At 72.7% G+C, this 14,381-nt stretch carries 18 protein-coding genes and 1 pseudogene; 2 read left to right on the plus strand and 17 right to left on the minus strand.

Features of this window, described 5'->3' with window-relative positions:
* On the minus strand, positions 1 to 521 hold a 521-nt coding region (locus MOTC310_RS32305; protein WP_331304747.1), incomplete at its 3' end, for a GTP-binding protein.
* Positions 522 to 830: 309 nt separating this feature from the next.
* On the opposite strand from MOTC310_RS32305, the gene MOTC310_RS32310 reads away from it, so the two are divergent.
* Positions 831 to 1,694 carry an outer membrane protein gene (locus MOTC310_RS32310; protein ID WP_331294681.1) on the plus strand — a complete coding sequence of 288 codons (864 nt, stop codon included), beginning with the start codon at positions 831 to 833 and terminating at the stop codon, positions 1,692 to 1,694.
* Between the two features lie 118 nt (positions 1,695 to 1,812).
* On the opposite strand, the gene phnN is transcribed toward MOTC310_RS32310, so the two are convergent.
* The 10 genes and pseudogenes from phnN to phnG all read right to left on the minus strand — a co-directional run bounded on the left by phnN (position 1,813) and on the right by phnG (position 8,684).
* The gene (gene phnN, locus MOTC310_RS32315; RefSeq protein WP_331304725.1) at positions 1,813 to 2,343 is read right to left on the minus strand and encodes a phosphonate metabolism protein/1,5-bisphosphokinase (PRPP-forming) PhnN; all 531 of its coding nucleotides are present in this window, start codon (positions 2,341 to 2,343) and stop codon (positions 1,813 to 1,815) included.
* Positions 2,343 to 3,479 carry an alpha-D-ribose 1-methylphosphonate 5-triphosphate diphosphatase gene (locus MOTC310_RS32320; RefSeq protein WP_331304726.1) on the minus strand — a complete coding sequence of 379 codons (1,137 nt, stop codon included), beginning with the start codon at positions 3,477 to 3,479 and terminating at the stop codon, positions 2,343 to 2,345. Before MOTC310_RS32320 ends, phnN begins: the two co-directional genes overlap by 1 nt.
* An 11-nt stretch (positions 3,480 to 3,490) precedes the next feature.
* Positions 3,491 to 4,198 carry a phosphonate C-P lyase system protein PhnL gene (phnL, locus tag MOTC310_RS32325; protein WP_331304727.1) on the minus strand — a complete coding sequence of 236 codons (708 nt, stop codon included), beginning with the start codon at positions 4,196 to 4,198 and terminating at the stop codon, positions 3,491 to 3,493.
* Complete coding sequence (gene phnK / locus MOTC310_RS32330) at positions 4,195 to 4,968, minus strand: phosphonate C-P lyase system protein PhnK (RefSeq protein WP_331294678.1); 774 nt, start codon at positions 4,966 to 4,968, stop codon at positions 4,195 to 4,197. Before phnK ends, phnL begins: the two co-directional genes overlap by 4 nt.
* Entirely contained in the window at positions 4,965 to 5,438 is a 474-nt protein-coding gene (locus MOTC310_RS32335; protein WP_331304728.1) for a GNAT family N-acetyltransferase, read from the minus strand. Before MOTC310_RS32335 ends, phnK begins: the two co-directional genes overlap by 4 nt.
* On the minus strand, positions 5,435 to 6,322 hold the full coding sequence (locus tag MOTC310_RS32340) for an alpha-D-ribose 1-methylphosphonate 5-phosphate C-P-lyase PhnJ (protein WP_331304729.1): 888 nt from the start codon (positions 6,320 to 6,322) through the stop codon (positions 5,435 to 5,437). Before MOTC310_RS32340 ends, MOTC310_RS32335 begins: the two co-directional genes overlap by 4 nt.
* Positions 6,319 to 7,425: a carbon-phosphorus lyase complex subunit gene (locus MOTC310_RS32345; RefSeq protein WP_331304730.1), complete on the minus strand. Its 1,107-nt coding sequence runs from the start codon at positions 7,423 to 7,425 to the stop codon at positions 6,319 to 6,321. Before MOTC310_RS32345 ends, MOTC310_RS32340 begins: the two co-directional genes overlap by 4 nt.
* Before the next feature lie 3 nt (positions 7,426 to 7,428).
* On the minus strand, positions 7,429 to 8,016 hold the full coding sequence (phnH, locus tag MOTC310_RS32350; RefSeq protein ID WP_331304748.1) for a phosphonate C-P lyase system protein PhnH: 588 nt from the start codon (positions 8,014 to 8,016) through the stop codon (positions 7,429 to 7,431).
* 63 nt (positions 8,017 to 8,079) lie between these two features.
* Positions 8,080 to 8,211, minus strand: a pseudogene (locus MOTC310_RS32355) (phosphonate C-P lyase system protein PhnH); the annotation flags it as partial.
* 2 nt (positions 8,212 to 8,213) lie between these two features.
* Positions 8,214 to 8,684 carry a phosphonate C-P lyase system protein PhnG gene (gene phnG, locus MOTC310_RS32360; protein WP_331304731.1) on the minus strand — a complete coding sequence of 157 codons (471 nt, stop codon included), beginning with the start codon at positions 8,682 to 8,684 and terminating at the stop codon, positions 8,214 to 8,216.
* Positions 8,685 to 8,763: 79 nt separating this feature from the next.
* On the opposite strand from phnG, the gene phnF reads away from it, so the two are divergent.
* Positions 8,764 to 9,507, plus strand: coding sequence for a phosphonate metabolism transcriptional regulator PhnF (gene phnF / locus MOTC310_RS32365; protein WP_331304732.1), 744 nt, complete (start codon positions 8,764 to 8,766; stop codon positions 9,505 to 9,507).
* A gap of 43 nt (positions 9,508 to 9,550) precedes the next feature.
* On the opposite strand, the gene phnE (MOTC310_RS32370) is transcribed toward phnF, so the two are convergent.
* The 6 genes from phnE (MOTC310_RS32370) to MOTC310_RS32395 form a co-directional block, all read right to left on the minus strand.
* Complete coding sequence (gene phnE, locus MOTC310_RS32370; protein WP_331304733.1) at positions 9,551 to 10,417, minus strand: phosphonate ABC transporter, permease protein PhnE; 867 nt, start codon at positions 10,415 to 10,417, stop codon at positions 9,551 to 9,553.
* Positions 10,414 to 11,295, minus strand: coding sequence for a phosphonate ABC transporter, permease protein PhnE (phnE, locus tag MOTC310_RS32375; RefSeq protein ID WP_331304734.1), 882 nt, complete (start codon positions 11,293 to 11,295; stop codon positions 10,414 to 10,416). The genes phnE (MOTC310_RS32370) and phnE (MOTC310_RS32375) overlap by 4 nt, the downstream gene beginning before the upstream one ends.
* 16 nt (positions 11,296 to 11,311) lie before the next feature.
* Complete coding sequence (phnD, locus tag MOTC310_RS32380; RefSeq protein ID WP_331304735.1) at positions 11,312 to 12,241, minus strand: phosphonate ABC transporter substrate-binding protein; 930 nt, start codon at positions 12,239 to 12,241, stop codon at positions 11,312 to 11,314.
* A 105-nt stretch (positions 12,242 to 12,346) separates the two neighbouring features.
* Positions 12,347 to 13,195: a phosphonate ABC transporter ATP-binding protein gene (phnC, locus tag MOTC310_RS32385; protein WP_331304736.1), complete on the minus strand. Its 849-nt coding sequence runs from the start codon at positions 13,193 to 13,195 to the stop codon at positions 12,347 to 12,349.
* Positions 13,196 to 13,310: 115 nt separating this feature from the next.
* Positions 13,311 to 13,931, minus strand: a complete 621-nt coding sequence (locus MOTC310_RS32390; protein ID WP_331304737.1) for an LbetaH domain-containing protein — start codon at positions 13,929 to 13,931, stop codon at positions 13,311 to 13,313.
* Entirely contained in the window at positions 13,924 to 14,364 is a 441-nt protein-coding gene (locus tag MOTC310_RS32395; RefSeq protein ID WP_331304749.1) for a DUF1045 domain-containing protein, read from the minus strand. Before MOTC310_RS32395 ends, MOTC310_RS32390 begins: the two co-directional genes overlap by 8 nt.
* Positions 14,365 to 14,381 lie beyond the last annotated feature (17 nt).

Genomic DNA, 14,381 nt, shown 5'->3' on the forward strand with positions numbered 1-14,381 from the left:
GAGCCCTTGGTGATCGGGATGTCGTCGCCGGGGAAGTCGTACTTCGACAGGAGCTCGCGCACCTCCAGCTCGACCAGCTCCAGCAGCTCCTCGTCGTCGACCATGTCGACCTTGTTGAGGAACACCACCAGCGCCGGAACGCCGACCTGGCGGGCCAGCAGGATGTGCTCGCGGGTCTGCGGCATCGGGCCGTCGGCCGCCGACACCACCAGGATCGCGCCGTCCATCTGCGCCGCACCCGTGATCATGTTTTTCACGTAGTCGGCGTGGCCGGGGCAGTCCACGTGCGCGTAGTGGCGGTTCTGCGTCTCGTACTCCACGTGCGCCGTCGAGATCGTGATCCCGCGCGCCTTCTCCTCAGGCGCCTTGTCGATCTGGTCGTAGGCCGTGAACGTCGCCCCGCCCGTCTCGGCCAGAACCTTCGTGATCGCCGCCGTCAGAGACGTCTTGCCGTGGTCAACGTGCCCGATCGTGCCAATGTTGCAGTGCGGCTTGGTGCGGGAGAACTTTTCCTTGCCCATGATTCCCATTCCTGCGGCGGGGACCACGCAAGGGCCCCGAATCCTGGTCAGCCGCCCCGAAGTTCCGACAGGGGCGAAAAACGCGGTCCGCTTAGAGGGTCGGCCGCCAGGGATCAAGCTCCGCGACGCGCGGGGGCCCGCCGACCGGCCCGGCTGTCAAGCCACGGCGACGAGTCTTGAACGCCGAAACATCAGTCACAGACAGTAACCGAGACGCTTTGAAGCCACAGTGTGGCATCGCGGGCATAGCGGGATCCGTGCGGCCGAGCTTAAGTGGGGACAACAACGCGTCACCTCGGACCCCCCGCCATGATGAAGAAGCTCCTCCTCGCCACCGCCGCGACGGCCCTGGTCACGACGGCCGCCTCCGCCGCCGACCTGCCGCGCCGCGCCGCGCCCCCGCCGGTCTTCACGCCGGTGCCGGTCTTCACCTGGACGGGCTTCTACGCCGGTCTCGAGTCGGCCTACACCTTCACCGACCGTGAGCGCATCACGACCGTCGGCGTCCAGCCCGGCAACGCGACCAACGTCGCCCTCGGCCGCCGCCCGTTCCTGACCTCGACCAGCCAGGACGGCTTCGCCAACATCGGCGGCACCGCCGGCTACAACTACCAGTTCACGCCGGGCTCCGGCATCGTCGTCGGTCTCGCCAACAGCATCGACTGGACCGATATCACCAAGAACCGGGTCGTGCTCGGCACCGGCAACGTCGCCGGTGGCCCGCCGAACATCAGCCAGTTCCGCCAGAGCCTCGACTGGCTCGGCACCCTCACCGGCCGCGTCGGCTACGCCTTCGACCGCGTGATGGTCTACGGCATGGGCGGTCTCGCCTACGGCAACGTCTTCCACGACGCCAACTTCTTCACCCCGGGCGGCCGCCTGCAGTTCGCCGGCCGCTACGACGACTTCAAGGTCGGCTACGCCTACGGCGGCGGCATCGAGTTCGCCCTGCCGACCGACAGCTTCCTGAACACCTTCGCGCTCGGCCGCTACATCGGCATCAAGTACGACGCCATCACGGTGAAGGCCGAGTACCTGCACTACGACCTCGGCAGCCAGAACGTGCTCGTCGGCGCGGTCCCGGGCGTGGGCAACGGCGCGTACATCTCGCGCTTCCGCACCGAGGGCAGCATCGTTCGCGCCGGCTTCAACTACAAGTTCGGCGGCATCTAAGTCGGGCGGCGCCGGGGACTCTCCGGCGAAACCAATCAGGGCGGGTGCCGGTGTCGGCGCCCGCCCTTTTTCGTGGCCCAGCAGGCAGCGCCGCCTGGACCGCCGTGCGGGGACCGCGTCAGCAGGCGCGCAGATGCGCGACCAGCCGCGCGGCCGCCTCCTCCGCGGCGCCGTCATTGAGGATCGTCAGGTCCGCGGCGACGTCGCCTTCGCGGGCGAGACGCGCGGCCAGATCGCCGTCCTGCACGCGGCCGCGTGCGGCGATGCGGTGCGCCAGCACCTCGGGCGGCGCCGTGACCGCGACGACGCTCACCCGCGGGCCCGCCGCCCGCGCCTCCGCGACGACGCGGCGCGAGACGTTGCAGACCACCACGTGACCGTCGGCGACGCGCCGGCCGACCGTCTCCGGGAGCGCGTAGCCGAGACCGTGGGCGCGCCAGCTCAGGGTGAAGCGGCCGGCCCCGCGGCCCTCGGCGAAGGCGGCCTCGTCGATCTCGTCGTTGTCCTCGTCGGCCGAGGGCGGCCGGGTGACGAGGCGGCGCGGGAAGACGTAGCGCGGGTCGTCGGCCAGGGCCGCCCGGGCGAGCCGGAGCAGCGTGTCCTTGCCGGCCCCGCTCGGGCCGACGACGAGGACGAGGCAGCCCGGCATCAGGCGACCCGCCCGCCGGCGCGCCAGACCTCGCGGACCACCGGCACCCCCTCGGCCCGCTGCACGCGCACGAGGTCGGCCCGCAGCCCGGGCGCCAGGGCGCCGCGATCGGTCAGGCCGGTGGCGCGGGCGGGGTTCGCCGTGACGGTGGCGAGCGCCTCGGGCAGCGTGATCGCGGGCGCCTGCTCGGGCAGCAGGAAGGCCGCCATCAGCAGGCTCGCCGGCACGTAATCCGACGAGAGGATATCGAGGTGCCCGGCCTCGGCCAGCGCCAGCGCGGCGACGTTGCCGGAATGCGAGCCGCCGCGGATCAGGTTCGGCGCCCCCATCATCACGGTGATGCCCTGCCGGTGCGCGGCCTCGGCCGCCGCCAGGGTGGTCGGAAACTCGGCCAGCCGGACGCCCTCGCCGACCGCGAGGTCGACATCGTCCAGGGTGGTGTCGTCGTGGCTCGCGAGCGGGATGCCCATCTCGCGGGCGAACTGGACCAGGGCCGGCCGGTTCTTCGCGTTCAGCGCCTTTCCGTCGCGGATCTTGCGCTCGGTGTTGGCGCGGATCTCCTCCATGGGCCGGCCGCCGCGGGTGGCGTAGGTGTAGTACTTCTCCATGTCGCGGAATTGCCGCTGGCCGGGCGTGTGGTCCATCAGCGAGATCAGCCCCACCGGGTAGCGGGCCGTGAAGGCCGCCACCGTGTCGAGCACGTCCAGGGAGGGCAACTCGCAGCGCAGGTGCGTGAAGTGCTCGGCCCGGAACAGGTCTCCGGCGCGCGCGGTGGCGATGGCGCCGGCGAGCTGCTCCAGCTCGGAGCCGAGGCCGCTGCCGTCCGGATCGCTGCCGGCGCGGAGCGAGTCGAACACCGTCGTGATGCCCGAGGCGGTGATCTGCGCGTCGTAGGCGAGCACGGCGCCGAGGGGGTGCCAGCGCACCTTCGGGCGCGGCGCGAAATGGCTCTCCAGGTGGTCGGTGTGCAGCTCGATCAGGCCGGGGATCAGGTGGTCGCCGCCGAGATCGAGGCCGCGCGCGGGCGGGCGCCCCTCGCCGATCTCGGCGATCGCCCCGTCCGAGACCGCGAGCCAGCCGCGCTGCACCCGGTCCGGCAGGACCAGGGTCGCGTTCTCGAGGATGAAGTCGTCCATCGTGAAGATCCTCAGGCTGCCCGGGCTCGCGGCGCGAAGCGGGTGACATCGACCACCCGGGTCGCCACAGCGTCGCGCATGGCGCTGTCGTGGAAGATGCCGAGCACGCCGGCCCCGCCCCGGAGCTTCTCCCGCACGAGGTCGGCGACCACGGCGCGGTTCTGCGCGTCGAGGGACGCCGTGGGCTCGTCGAGGAGCAGCAGCGGCCGGTCGGCAATCAGGCCCCGGGCGATGTTGACCCGCTGCTGCTCGCCCCCCGAGAAGGTCGCGGGCGGCAGGCTCCAGAGCCGCTCGGGCAGGTTGAGCCGGGCGAGCAGGTCCCTGGCACGCCCGCGCGCCGCCTCCTCGGACAGGCCGCCGTCGCGGCCGGCGGCCTCGACGACGTCGAGGGCCGGGACCCGCGGGATCACCCGCAGGAACTGCGACACGTAGGCGATGACTCGCGCCCGCAGCGCCAGCACCGCCCGCGGATCGGCCCGGACGACGTCCACGACCGTGTCGCCGTCGCGGACCAGGATCGCGCCGCCGTCGCAGCGGTAATTGCCGTAGGCCATCTTCAGCAGCGAGGATTTTCCCGCGCCGGACGGGCCGCCGAGCACCACGCACTCGCCGGGCTCCACGGACAGGCTCGCGCCGCCCACCACCGGCAGCACGACGCCGCCGCGCAGGTGCAGGGTGAAGCTCTTGGCGACGTTCTCGAAGGTCAGGAGCGCGGTCATGCGGCGAGCACCGAGGCGACGAGGAGCTGGGTGTAGGCGTGCTCGGGATCGTCGAGCACCCGGTCGGTGAGGCCGGTCTCGATCACCCGGCCGGCGCGCATGACCATGATCCGGTGCGAGAGGAGCCGCGCCACCGCGAGGTCGTGGGTGACGATGATCACCGCGAGCCCCAGCTCGGCCGAGAGCCGGCGGATCAGGTCGAGGAGCCGGGCCTGGACCGAGACGTCGAGGCCCGACGTCGGCTCGTCCATCAGCACGAGGCGGGGACCGGTGACGAGGTTCCGGGCGATCTGCAGGCGCTGGCGCATGCCGCCGGAGAACCGCGTCGGCGGGTCGTCGATCCGGTCGGCGGCGATCTCGACGCGGCCGAGCCAGTCGAGGGCCTGGGCGCGGATCCGCCCGTAATGGCGCTCCCCGAGCCCCATCAGCCGCTCGCCGACATTGCCGCCGGCCGAGACCGCCATGCGCAGGCCCTGGGCCGCGTCCTGGCGGACGAACCCCCACTCGGTGCGCATCAGCGCCCGGCGCCCCGCCTCGCTCAGCGTGCCGAGGTCGCGCAGCGCGCCGTCGCGCGTCCGGTAGGCGACCGTCCCGGAATCCGGGGCCAGCTCGGTGGCGATGAGGGAGAGCAGCGTCGACTTACCGGAGCCGGATTCGCCGACGATCGCCAGCACCTCGCCGGGCACGAGGTCGAACGACACGTCGGCGCAGGCGAGGCGGGTGCCGTAGCGCTTGGTCAGGCCGCGGACCTGAAGCAGGTTTTCGCTCATCGGGTCGCCTCCGCGGCGTCGGGCAGGAAGGGGGGATCGAGGCGGAAGCTGTAGCCGTAGCGCTCGAAGCCGAGGCTCTCGTAGAAGGCGTGGGCCGGCTTGGCGTCGACGTTCGACGACAGGGCGAGCTTGTAGCAGCCCCGCGCCTCGGCGAGGCGGGCCGCCGCCCGCATCATCGCCCGGCCGAGACCGCCGCCGCGGTGCCGGGACGCGACCACGACGCTCTCGACGAGGGCCGAGGGTGTGCCCCAGTGGGCGATGTTGTCGAGGATGACGAGGCAGAAGGTGCCGGCGACCGCGCCGTCGCGTTCGGCCACGTAGAGCCCGTAATCGGGATAGGCCGCGAGCCGGTCGAGGAGCGCCCCGGCCTGCTCGAGGGTCGCCACCCGCCCGCCGTTCAGCTCGGCGTAGAGTTCGAGGACGGCCGGGAGGTCGGACTTCGCGGCCCGGCGGACCGTGAGGTCGCTCATGCCGCGTCCCCCGTGCCGACATGGCCGTCCGCGCGGCGCCCCTCGCAATGGTCGGTGTCCGAGCACACGAACATCCGCCTTCCGGCATCGTCGAGCAGCATCTCGTCGAGATAGACGCCCTCGGCGCCGCACAGGGCGCAGGGCTGGTCGAAGTGCTGCACCCGGAACGGGTGGTCCTCGAAGTCGAGGCTGCGCACCCGCGTGTAGGGCGGCACCGCGTAGATCCGCCGCTCGCGGCCCGCGCCGAAAAGCTGTAGCGCCGGGCAATCGTCCATCTTGGGGTTGTCGAATTTCGGCGTCGGCGACGGGTCCATCACGTAGCGGCCTGCCACCTCCACCGGGTACGCGTAGGTGGTGGCGATGTGGCCGTGGCGGCTGATATCCTCGTAGAGCTTCACGTGCATGGCGCCGTACTCGGCCAGCGCGTGGAGCTGGCGGGTCTCGGTCTCGCGGGGCTCGAGGAAGCGCAGGGGCTCGGGGATCGGCACCTGGTAGACCAGGGTCTGGCCCTCGGTGAGCGGCGTCTCGGGGATGCGGTGGCGGGTCTGGATCACCGTCGCCTCCGCGGTGCGGGTGGTTGTAGCCACCCCGGAGGTCTTGGCGAAGAAGCGGCGGATCGAGACCGCGTTGGTGGTGTCGTCGGCCCCCTGGTCGATGACCTTGAGCACGTCCGACCGGCCGAGGATCGCGGCCGTCACCTGCACGCCGCCGGTGCCCCAGCCGTAGGGCATCGGCATCTCGCGGGAGGCGAAGGGCACCTGGTAGCCCGGCACCGCGATCGCCTTGAGGATGGCCCGGCGGATCATCCGCTTCGTGCCCTCGTCGAGATAGGCGAAGTTGTAGCCCGGTTCGCTCTCCGGGCGCTGCGCGATCGCGGCGCTCATTCGGCGGCCTCCTGCATCTCGACAGCGTCGGCTTTCCGCTCGAACTCGGTACGTAGCCGGCGAACCAGCTCCAGCTCGGCCTGGAAGTCGACGTAGTGGGGCAGCTTCAGGTGCTCGACGAAGCCGGTCGCCTGGAGGCTGTCGCAATGGGCCAGAACGAATTCCTGGTCCTGGGCCGGGCTCGCCACCGGCTCGCCGAGCTCCTCCGCGCGCAGCGCCCGGTCGACCAGGGCCATCGCCATGGCCTTGCGCTCGCTCTGGCCGAAGCTCAGCCCGTAGCCGCGGGTGAATTGCGGCGGGGCCGCCCCCGAACCCTTGAACTGGTTCACCATCTGGCACTCGGTGAGCCGCACCCGGCCGAGCGGCACCGCGAAGCCCAGCTCCTCGGGCACGAACTCCACGGCCACCTCGCCGACCCGGATCTCGCCGACGAACGGGTGGGTGCGGCCGTAGCCGCGCTGCGTCGAGTAGGCGAGCCCGAGCACGAAGCCTTCGTCGCCCCGGGCCAGCGCCTGGAGGCGCAGGGCGCGGTCGGCGGGGTAATCCACCGGCTCGCGGGTGAGGTCGCCCGCAGGCGCGCCGTCGTCCGGGGGCGAAGGCTCGATCAGGCCGTCCTGGGCCAGCAGGTCGGTGACCCGCGGGCAGGTGCCGGCGTCGGCGCGCGGCACGGCCTCGGCGGCGGGCTGGCACTCGGATTCCGCGGCGAGCGCGAAGTCGACCAACCGGTGGGTGTAGTCGAAGGTCGGCCCCAGCACCTGCCCGCCGGGCAGGTCCTTGAAGGTCGCGGAGATCCGGCGCTCGACCGCCATGGCACCGGTGTCGACCGGCGCGGAGGCGCCGAAGCGCGGCAGCGTGGTCCGGTAGGCGCGGACCAGGAACACCGCCTCGACCACGTCGCCGCGCGCCTGCTTGAGCGCCAAAGCCGCGAGGTCCGGATCGTAGAGCGAGCCCTCGGTCATGACGCGGTCGACGAGCAGCGCCATCTGGGCGCGGATCTGCGCCACGGAGAGCTCCGGCAATGCGGGGTCGCCGCGGCGGGCCTCGGCGAGGAGCCGGTGGGCGTTGTCGATGGCGGCCTCGCCGCCCTTCACGGCCACGTACATGGGTCAGGCCTCCGTGACCGTCGTGGAGCGCGGCAGACCGGCCACGCGGCCGGGCGCGGTGAGGATCAGGTCGACGCCGAGGGGGAAGCCCGCGCGGTTCTCCGCGAGCTGCGCCGCGAAGCCGTCCGGCAGGGGCGCCGGCGCGATCCGGGCGGTGCCCCGGATGCCCGGGCCGGACAGGTACAGCCCCTCCCCCTCCGCGAGCGCGTCGAGGGCGAGCACCAGGGTCGTGGCGGTGTCGGGATAGGCCGGCGTCCCGGGGGCGAACCGGGCCAGCGGCGGGCAGCGCGCGGGGTCGCTGACCAGCGCGAAGGCCGCCGCGGCCGGGTCGCCGGTGAGCGGCGCGCCGGTGTGGAAGCGCAGGTATTCCGCAACCTCCGGCGCCGCGGCGAGGGCCGGATCGAGCCAGACCGGCGTGTCGGCGTCGGTGAGCGTCAGCGCGACGGCGGCCAGTTCCGGCGTCAGCGGCGCGGGCGGCGCGAGGCCCGGCGCGAGGGGCCGGACGCGGCCGGGGCGGGCGAGGGCGTCCATCACGGCCCGGAACGTGTCCTGCGCGTCGTGGACCGGGTCGGCGAAGCCTGGGGCGAGCATGCTCAATCCTCTCCGCGGGCGAGGGTCAGGATGTCGACCCGGGTGGCGGCNGGCCAGTTCCGGCGTCAGCGGCGCGGGCGGCGCGAGGCCCGGCGCGAGGGGCCGGACGCGGCCGGGGCGGGCGAGGGCGTCCATCACGGCCCGGAACGTGTCCTGCGCGTCGTGGACCGGGTCGGCGAAGCCTGGGGCGAGCATGCTCAATCCTCTCCGCGGGCGAGGGTCAGGAAGTCGACCCGGGTGGCGGCCGTGCGCCGGGCGGCCCGATCCCGGGAGGCCGCGAGCCGCCGGGCGGCGGGCTCCAGGGCCGCCTCGACCCGGGCGCGCCGGTCCGGATCCTGCCAGAGAGCGTCGAGAATCGCGGCGAGCCGCGCCTTCGCGCGGTCGCGGCCGAGATGGTAGGCGAAGCCGGCCGGGCCGTCCGCGAGGCGGATCGCGGCCCGGGTCACGCTGACCTCGCCGAGATTGAATGGCCGCCCGTCGCCGCCGATCCGGCCCGAAGCCATCACGAGGCCGGTCTCCGGCGGCCGCAGGTCCGCGGCCGCGGGCGCGTCGAGGCCCGACAGCGCCGCCTCCAGATCCGCGCGGCTCGCCTCGGCACAGAGGGCCATGACGGCCTGGCGCGCCGCGGTGTCGCCCTCGGATCCCGGATCTCTCGCGGTCGTCGTCATCGCGAATCCCTTCGTCGCTCGGTTGTATAGGTGTATAGACAACTGGCGTGCGCCGCACAAATGAAGTTTGGATGACAGGATGGATGCGCGGGAGCAGGCGGCCGGCCTCGTCCGGGGTGAGGGGCTGACGGCGTGGCGGCAGATCGCCGACGCGCTGACGGCCGAGATCACGGCGGGGCGCTACGCGCCGGGACAGCAACTCCCCGCCGAGGCCGCCCTGGCGGCGCGGTTCGCGGTGAACCGGCACACGGTGCGGCGCGCCCTCGCGGCCCTCGCGGAGGGCGGGCTCGTGCGCGCCAGCCAGGGCCGCGGCACCTTCGTGGAGGAGGCGCCGCTCGCCTACCCGATCGGGCCGCGGACGCGCTTCTCCGAGATCGTCGCCGGGGCCGGGCGCGAGGCCTGGGGCGACCTCGTCGCGGCGACCACGGTCCCGGCCGGGACCGAGCAGGCGGCGTCCCTGGCCCTCGCCCCCGGCGCGCCGATCCTGGAGCTGCTGACGGTCCACCGGGCGGACGGCGCCCCGCTCTCGACGGCGCTGACCTGGCTGCCGCTGCCGCGCTTCGCGGGTTTCGCCGAGGCCTACGCGGCGCGCGGCTCGATCACCCGGGCCTTCGCGACCTGCGGCGTCCACGACTACACCCGGCTCTCGACGCGGATCCGGGCCCGCCCCGCGGATCCCGCGGAGGCGCAGCGCCTCGACATCGCGCCGGGGCGGGTCGTGCTGGTGGTGTCGAGCGTCAACATCGATCCCGCCGGCGTGCCGATCCAGGCGAACCGCACCCTGTTCGCCGCCGACCGCGTGGAGCTGGTGATCGGGGGGTGACGCGGCGGCCGCGCGGCAGCCGCGCGACGACCTCGGCACTCCGTCAGCGCGCCGCGGGTCCGATGATCGCCCGGCGCAGGCGGGTCGAGACCCAGTCGATCGCCGCCACGGTGACGAGGATCATCAGCACCAGGAAGGCGGCCTGCTGCAGCTCCAGCACGCGGATCAGCTCGGTGAGGTACTGGCCGATGCCGCCCGCGCCGACGATGCCGATGATCGTCGCCGAGCGGGTATTCGACTCGAAGAAGTACAGGACTTGGCTCGCCAGCACCGGCAGCACCCCGGGGATCAGCCCGAAGCGGATGCGGTGGAGCGCGGAGCCGCCCGAGGCGACGACGCCCTCGCCGGCGCGCCTGTCGCAGGTCTCCACCGCCTCCGAGAACAGCTTGCCGAGCGCGCCGAAATCCGAGCACGCGATCGCGAGCGCCCCGGCGAACGGGCCCAGCCCGACGACGTTGATCCAGATCAGCGCCCAGATCAGCACGTCGACCGAGCGCATCACGTCGAGGCCGCGGCGGACCGCGAACCGCGCGAACGGGTTGGGCACGACGTTCCGCGCCGCCAGGAACGCCACCGGGAAGGCGAGGATCGCCGCCGTCAGCGTGCCCAGGAAGGCGATGCCGAGGGTCTCGCCCAGCGCGTGCAGGAAGGTCCAGAACTGGCCCTCCGGCGATGGCGGCAGCATCAGCACCGCGAAGGTGCCGAGCCGCCCGAGCCCGTGGAGGATCCGCGCCGCCGAGAAGTCGAGGCGCCAGTAGCCGAGCGCCGCGAGCCCCACCAGGACGACGAGCAGGGCGGCGAGCCGCGCCCGCCCCGGCCAGTCGGTGCGGAACTGCGCGGGGTAGCGCGCGCGCAGGCGGCCGAGGTCGGCCCGGGCCGCCGCCCGCAGGGTCTCGGGGCGCGCGCTCATCGGGCCTGCTCCGCGCCGATCAGGCGGTGGCGGACCCGCTCGGTGGCGAGGTCGATGCAGAACACGGTCAGGATGATCAGCACGAGGATCGCGCTCACGTCCGCGTAGTAGAAGTTTCGGATCGCCACGAGGAATTCCTGGCCGATGCCGCCGGCCCCGACGAAGCCCATCACCCCGGCCCCGCGCACGTTGATCTCGAAGCGCAGCAGCGCGTAGGAGGCGAAGTTCGACAGGACCTGCGGCAGCACCGCGAAGCGCACCGTCTGGACCCAGGTCGCGCCCGAGGCCGACAGGCCCTCGACGGGCCGCATGTCGATGTTCTCGACCACCTCGGAGAACAGCTTGCCCAGCGCCCCCGTGGTGTGGATCGCGATGGCGAGCACGCCGACCATCGGGCCGAGCCCGAAGGCGATCACGAAGATCAGCGCGAACACCACCTCGGGGACGGTGCGGCACAGTTCCAGGAGGCGCTTCGCGCCGAGGCGCAGCACGCGCGACCGCACGAGGTTGGCGGCGGCCACGAAGCTGAGGGCGAAGCCCGCCAGCCCCCCGAGCAGCGTCCCGAGATAGGCCATGAGCAGGGTCTCGCCCAGCAGGCCCAGCCATCTGGGCAGGCCCCAGTACCAGGCGCGGACGTCCTCGAGCGGGTGCTCGAGGCTGATCGGCGGCAGGATCTGCTGGATGTAGGCGGTGAACCTGCCGATATTCTCGGCGAAGACCAGCGGCCGCACCTCGGCGATCAGGCCGGCGACCACGGCGAGCGCCGCCACCAGGGCGAAGCCCGCCAGCGTGCGGCGGCGGGCCTCGCCGGTCGCCGCCGCGTAGAGGCCGGAGAGGGCGGCTGCCCGCTCCGGCGACAGGGGTGTCAGACCGCGCAAGGCGGGCGGCTCCGGATCAGGACTTCCGGCGCTGCTCGTCGTTGAACCGCAGCATGTCGATGATCGGCTGGTAATCCTTGAGGGTCACCGGCGTGAGATCCTGGTCCTTGCCGTCGGAGAGCCGGTCGAACGCGGCCTTGTCGGCCTTCGGCAGGGCCACGAAGGCGTCGCGGATCTTGGCCTTCAGGTCGTCCGGCAGGCTCGCCAGCATGGCGAACGGGCCCTCCGGCAGGAAGTCGGACTTGAACACGACGCGGAAGTCCGACTGCTGCATCGGCGTGCCGTCGGGCTTCTTCAGCATGCCCTTGGCGGCCATGCGGGTGACCATCGTGTCGGTCTCGGAATTCCACAGGTTGGCGGCGGCGTCGGCCGTGCCCTGGGTGAGCGCCAGCACGGCGTTCTCGTGGCTGCCCGCGTAGAAGGTCTTGCCGAAGAACTTCTCGACGTCGTAGCCCGCCCGCTTCAGGAAGAAGCGCGGCGCCTGGTTGCCGGAGGTCGAGTTCGGATCGACCAGCGCGAGGTTCTTGCCCTTGAGGTCCTCGACGGTCTTGTAGGGGCTGGAGGCCAGCACGTAGACCACCGAATAGTAGCCCGAGGCGCCGGTCTCGTGCTTCTGGTTGACGATCGGCTCGATCTTCACGCCGGTCATCACGGCCCGGGCGAACGAGGCCGGCCCGTACCACGCGATCTGGATGTTGCCGGCGCGCTGGCCCTCGATCACGGCGGCGTAGTCGCTCGCCACCCGCAGCTTCACCGGCACGCCGAGGCTCTTGGTCAGGTAGGCGGTGAGCGGCGCCCAGCGGTCGGCGGTGCCCGAGGCGTTCTCGGCCGGGATCACGCCGAGCGTCAGTTCCGGATACTGGGCCTTCCAGTCCTGGGCGGCGGCCGGCAGGCCGAGGAGGGCGAGGGCCGCGGCGGCGGCGGCGAGGGTGCGTCGGGTGATCATCGGGTCGTCCTTCGTGGTGTCGGCGAGGTTCGGCCGGCCGGAGGCCGGTCGGGCGTTTCCGAGGCGGTGCGCGTTGGCAGTGCTTGTTGGGGCCCGGGGCCCGGATCAGGCGCCGAGGGCGGCCTCGCGGACCGGCCGCGCCGGCACGAGACCGGGCCGGCCCGGCATCGCGGCCCGCTGCTCCGCCTCGCGCTGCGCGGAATCGTCCAGCACCTCGCCGGCCTCCAGGCCGTAGAGCCGGCGCGCCACGTCCTCGGTGAGGTCGAAGGGGCCGCCCTCGAACACGACCCGCCCGGCCGCGAGGCCCACGAGGCGGTCGCAGTAGGCGCGGGCGAGATCGAGGGAGTGCAGGTTGCACAGCACCGTGATGCCGTAGCGCCGGTTCACGTCGGCGAGCGCGTCCATCACGAGCCGGGTGTTGCGCGGGTCGAGGGAGGCGACCGGCTCGTCGGCGAGCAGGATCTCGGGCTCCTGCACGAGGGCGCGGGCGATGGCGACGCGCTGCTGCTGCCCGCCCGAGAGGCCGTCGGCCCGCTGGCCGGCGAACTCGCCCATGTCGAAGCTCTCCAGGGCGGCGAGGGCCATGGCCCGGTCCTCGGCGGACCATTGCCTGAGCAGGGCGCGGTGGGTCGGCACGTGGCTCAGGCGTCCCATCAGCACGTTGGTCATGACGTCGAGCCGGCCGACGAGGTTGAACTGCTGGAAGATCATGGCGCAGCGGGTGCGCCACTCGCGCAGGGGGCGGCCGCGCAGGGTCGTCACCTCGCGGCCGTCGTGGAGGATGCGCCCCGAACTCGGATCCGCCAGCCGGTTGATGAGGCGCAGCAGCGTGGACTTGCCGGCACCGGACCGGCCGATCACCCCGACGAAGCTGCCGGGCTCGATCCGGAGCGACACGCCGTCGACGGCGCGCCGGTCGCCGTACTGGCGCGTGAGATCCTCGATAACCAGCATGCAACCATCCGCCGCGGAGTGGGCGCACGTAGACGCCGGTTTGACGACGATTGGATGACGTATTCGGGACGATTATATTTGCCGGCGCAGCATCTTGGTTTTATCGATAGCCGACTTAATCTTCGTGCCGCTCCAGGAATGCTTCGATGGGCAGGCCGCGGAAATCCGGCAGCGCGCGGCGCAGGCGCTCGTGGTCCCAGTCCCACCAGGCGAGGGCCGCCAGGCGCGCGGCGACCGCCTCGGGAAAGCGGCGCCGGACCGGCCTGGCGGGATTGCCGACCACGATCGTGTAGGGTTCGACGTCGCGGGTGACGATCGCGCCCGCCCCCACCACCGCGCCGGTGCCGATCGTGCGCCCGGGCAGGACGACGACGCCGTGGCCGATCCAGACATCGTGGCCGATCGCCACCGGGCTCGCCCGGCGCCGGTCGAAGAAGGCGGGCTCGTCCGATTCCTCGGGCCAGTAGGCCTGCGCCCGGTAGGTGAAGTGCGCCTGGGAGGCGCGCTCCATCGGGTGGTTGCCGGGGTTGATCCGCACGCTGGCGGCGATCGAGCAGAACTTGCCGATCGCGGTGTAGATCACCTCGCCGTCCTGGCCGATGTAGGAATAGTCGTCGAGGGTTGTCTCGGTCAGGCGGGTGCGGGCGCCGACCTCGGTGTAGCGGCCGAGGCGACTGTCGACGACCCGGGCGCTCGGATCGAGCGCGGGTTCGAGGCCGAGGGGGCGGTCAACCACGGGCATCTCCGAAGGGCAGGCGCGCCAGGAGCCGGAACGGCCCCGACCCGTCCTGGGTGAGGAGGCTGACGGCGTCGATCCGCAGGGGCTCCGGCCCCGCGGCGGCGTAGGCCGCGGACAGGCGCCGGTGCCAGGGGTCGCGCTCCGTCTCCGGCATGGCGTCGGTCAGGGTCATGTGGAAGCGGAAGGCCTCGAACACGTACGGGTAGCCCCAGCGGTCGAGGAGCGCGCGGCCGCGCGGGTCGAGGCGCTCCGGCCGGCGCTTGGCGCGCTCGGCCTCCGTGAGCGGTGCCCGGAACGGTCGCGCAGCTTGCGCACCGACGCGACGATGATCTGCCGCTCCTCGATCAGCGCGTCGCGCAGTTCGTTCAGGCCATCCAGTTCCAGAGTCGCGGCCATGCGGCGTCCCGGTCTCACATCCTCGGCGCGGCATCGGCGGACACCTCGCGA

Source organism: Methylobacterium oryzae (genome assembly GCF_036441375.1).
Lineage (GTDB): Bacteria > Pseudomonadota > Alphaproteobacteria > Rhizobiales > Beijerinckiaceae > Methylobacterium > Methylobacterium oryzae_A.

Bases quoted from the DNA above. Each gene is read 5' to 3' on its own strand.
- MOTC310_RS32310 (WP_331294681.1), top strand. From the start codon at position 831: ATGATGAAGAAGCTCCTCCTCGCCACCGCCGCGACGGCCCTGGTCACG.
- phnN (WP_331304725.1), bottom strand. From the start codon at position 2,343: ATGCCGGGCTGCCTCGTCCTCGTCGTCGGCCCGAGCGGGGCCGGCAAG.
- MOTC310_RS32320 (WP_331304726.1), bottom strand. From the start codon at position 3,479: ATGGACGACTTCATCCTCGAGAACGCGACCCTGGTCCTGCCGGACCGG.
- phnL (WP_331304727.1), bottom strand. From the start codon at position 4,198: ATGACCGCGCTCCTGACCTTCGAGAACGTCGCCAAGAGCTTCACCCTG.
- phnK (WP_331294678.1), bottom strand. From the start codon at position 4,968: ATGAGCGAAAACCTGCTTCAGGTCCGCGGCCTGACCAAGCGCTACGGC.
- MOTC310_RS32335 (WP_331304728.1), bottom strand. From the start codon at position 5,438: ATGAGCGACCTCACGGTCCGCCGGGCCGCGAAGTCCGACCTCCCGGCC.
- MOTC310_RS32340 (WP_331304729.1), bottom strand. From the start codon at position 6,322: ATGAGCGCCGCGATCGCGCAGCGCCCGGAGAGCGAACCGGGCTACAAC.
- MOTC310_RS32345 (WP_331304730.1), bottom strand. From the start codon at position 7,425: ATGTACGTGGCCGTGAAGGGCGGCGAGGCCGCCATCGACAACGCCCAC.
- phnH (WP_331304748.1), bottom strand. From the start codon at position 8,016: ATGCTCGCCCCAGGCTTCGCCGACCCGGTCCACGACGCGCAGGACACG.
- phnG (WP_331304731.1), bottom strand. From the start codon at position 8,684: ATGACGACGACCGCGAGAGATCCGGGATCCGAGGGCGACACCGCGGCG.
- phnF (WP_331304732.1), top strand. From the start codon at position 8,764: ATGGATGCGCGGGAGCAGGCGGCCGGCCTCGTCCGGGGTGAGGGGCTG.
- phnE (WP_331304733.1), bottom strand. From the start codon at position 10,417: ATGAGCGCGCGCCCCGAGACCCTGCGGGCGGCGGCCCGGGCCGACCTC.
- phnD (WP_331304735.1), bottom strand. From the start codon at position 12,241: ATGATCACCCGACGCACCCTCGCCGCCGCCGCCGCGGCCCTCGCCCTC.
- phnC (WP_331304736.1), bottom strand. From the start codon at position 13,195: ATGCTGGTTATCGAGGATCTCACGCGCCAGTACGGCGACCGGCGCGCC.
- MOTC310_RS32395 (WP_331304749.1), bottom strand. From the start codon at position 14,364: ATGCCGCGCCGAGGATGTGAGACCGGGACGCCGCATGGCCGCGACTCT.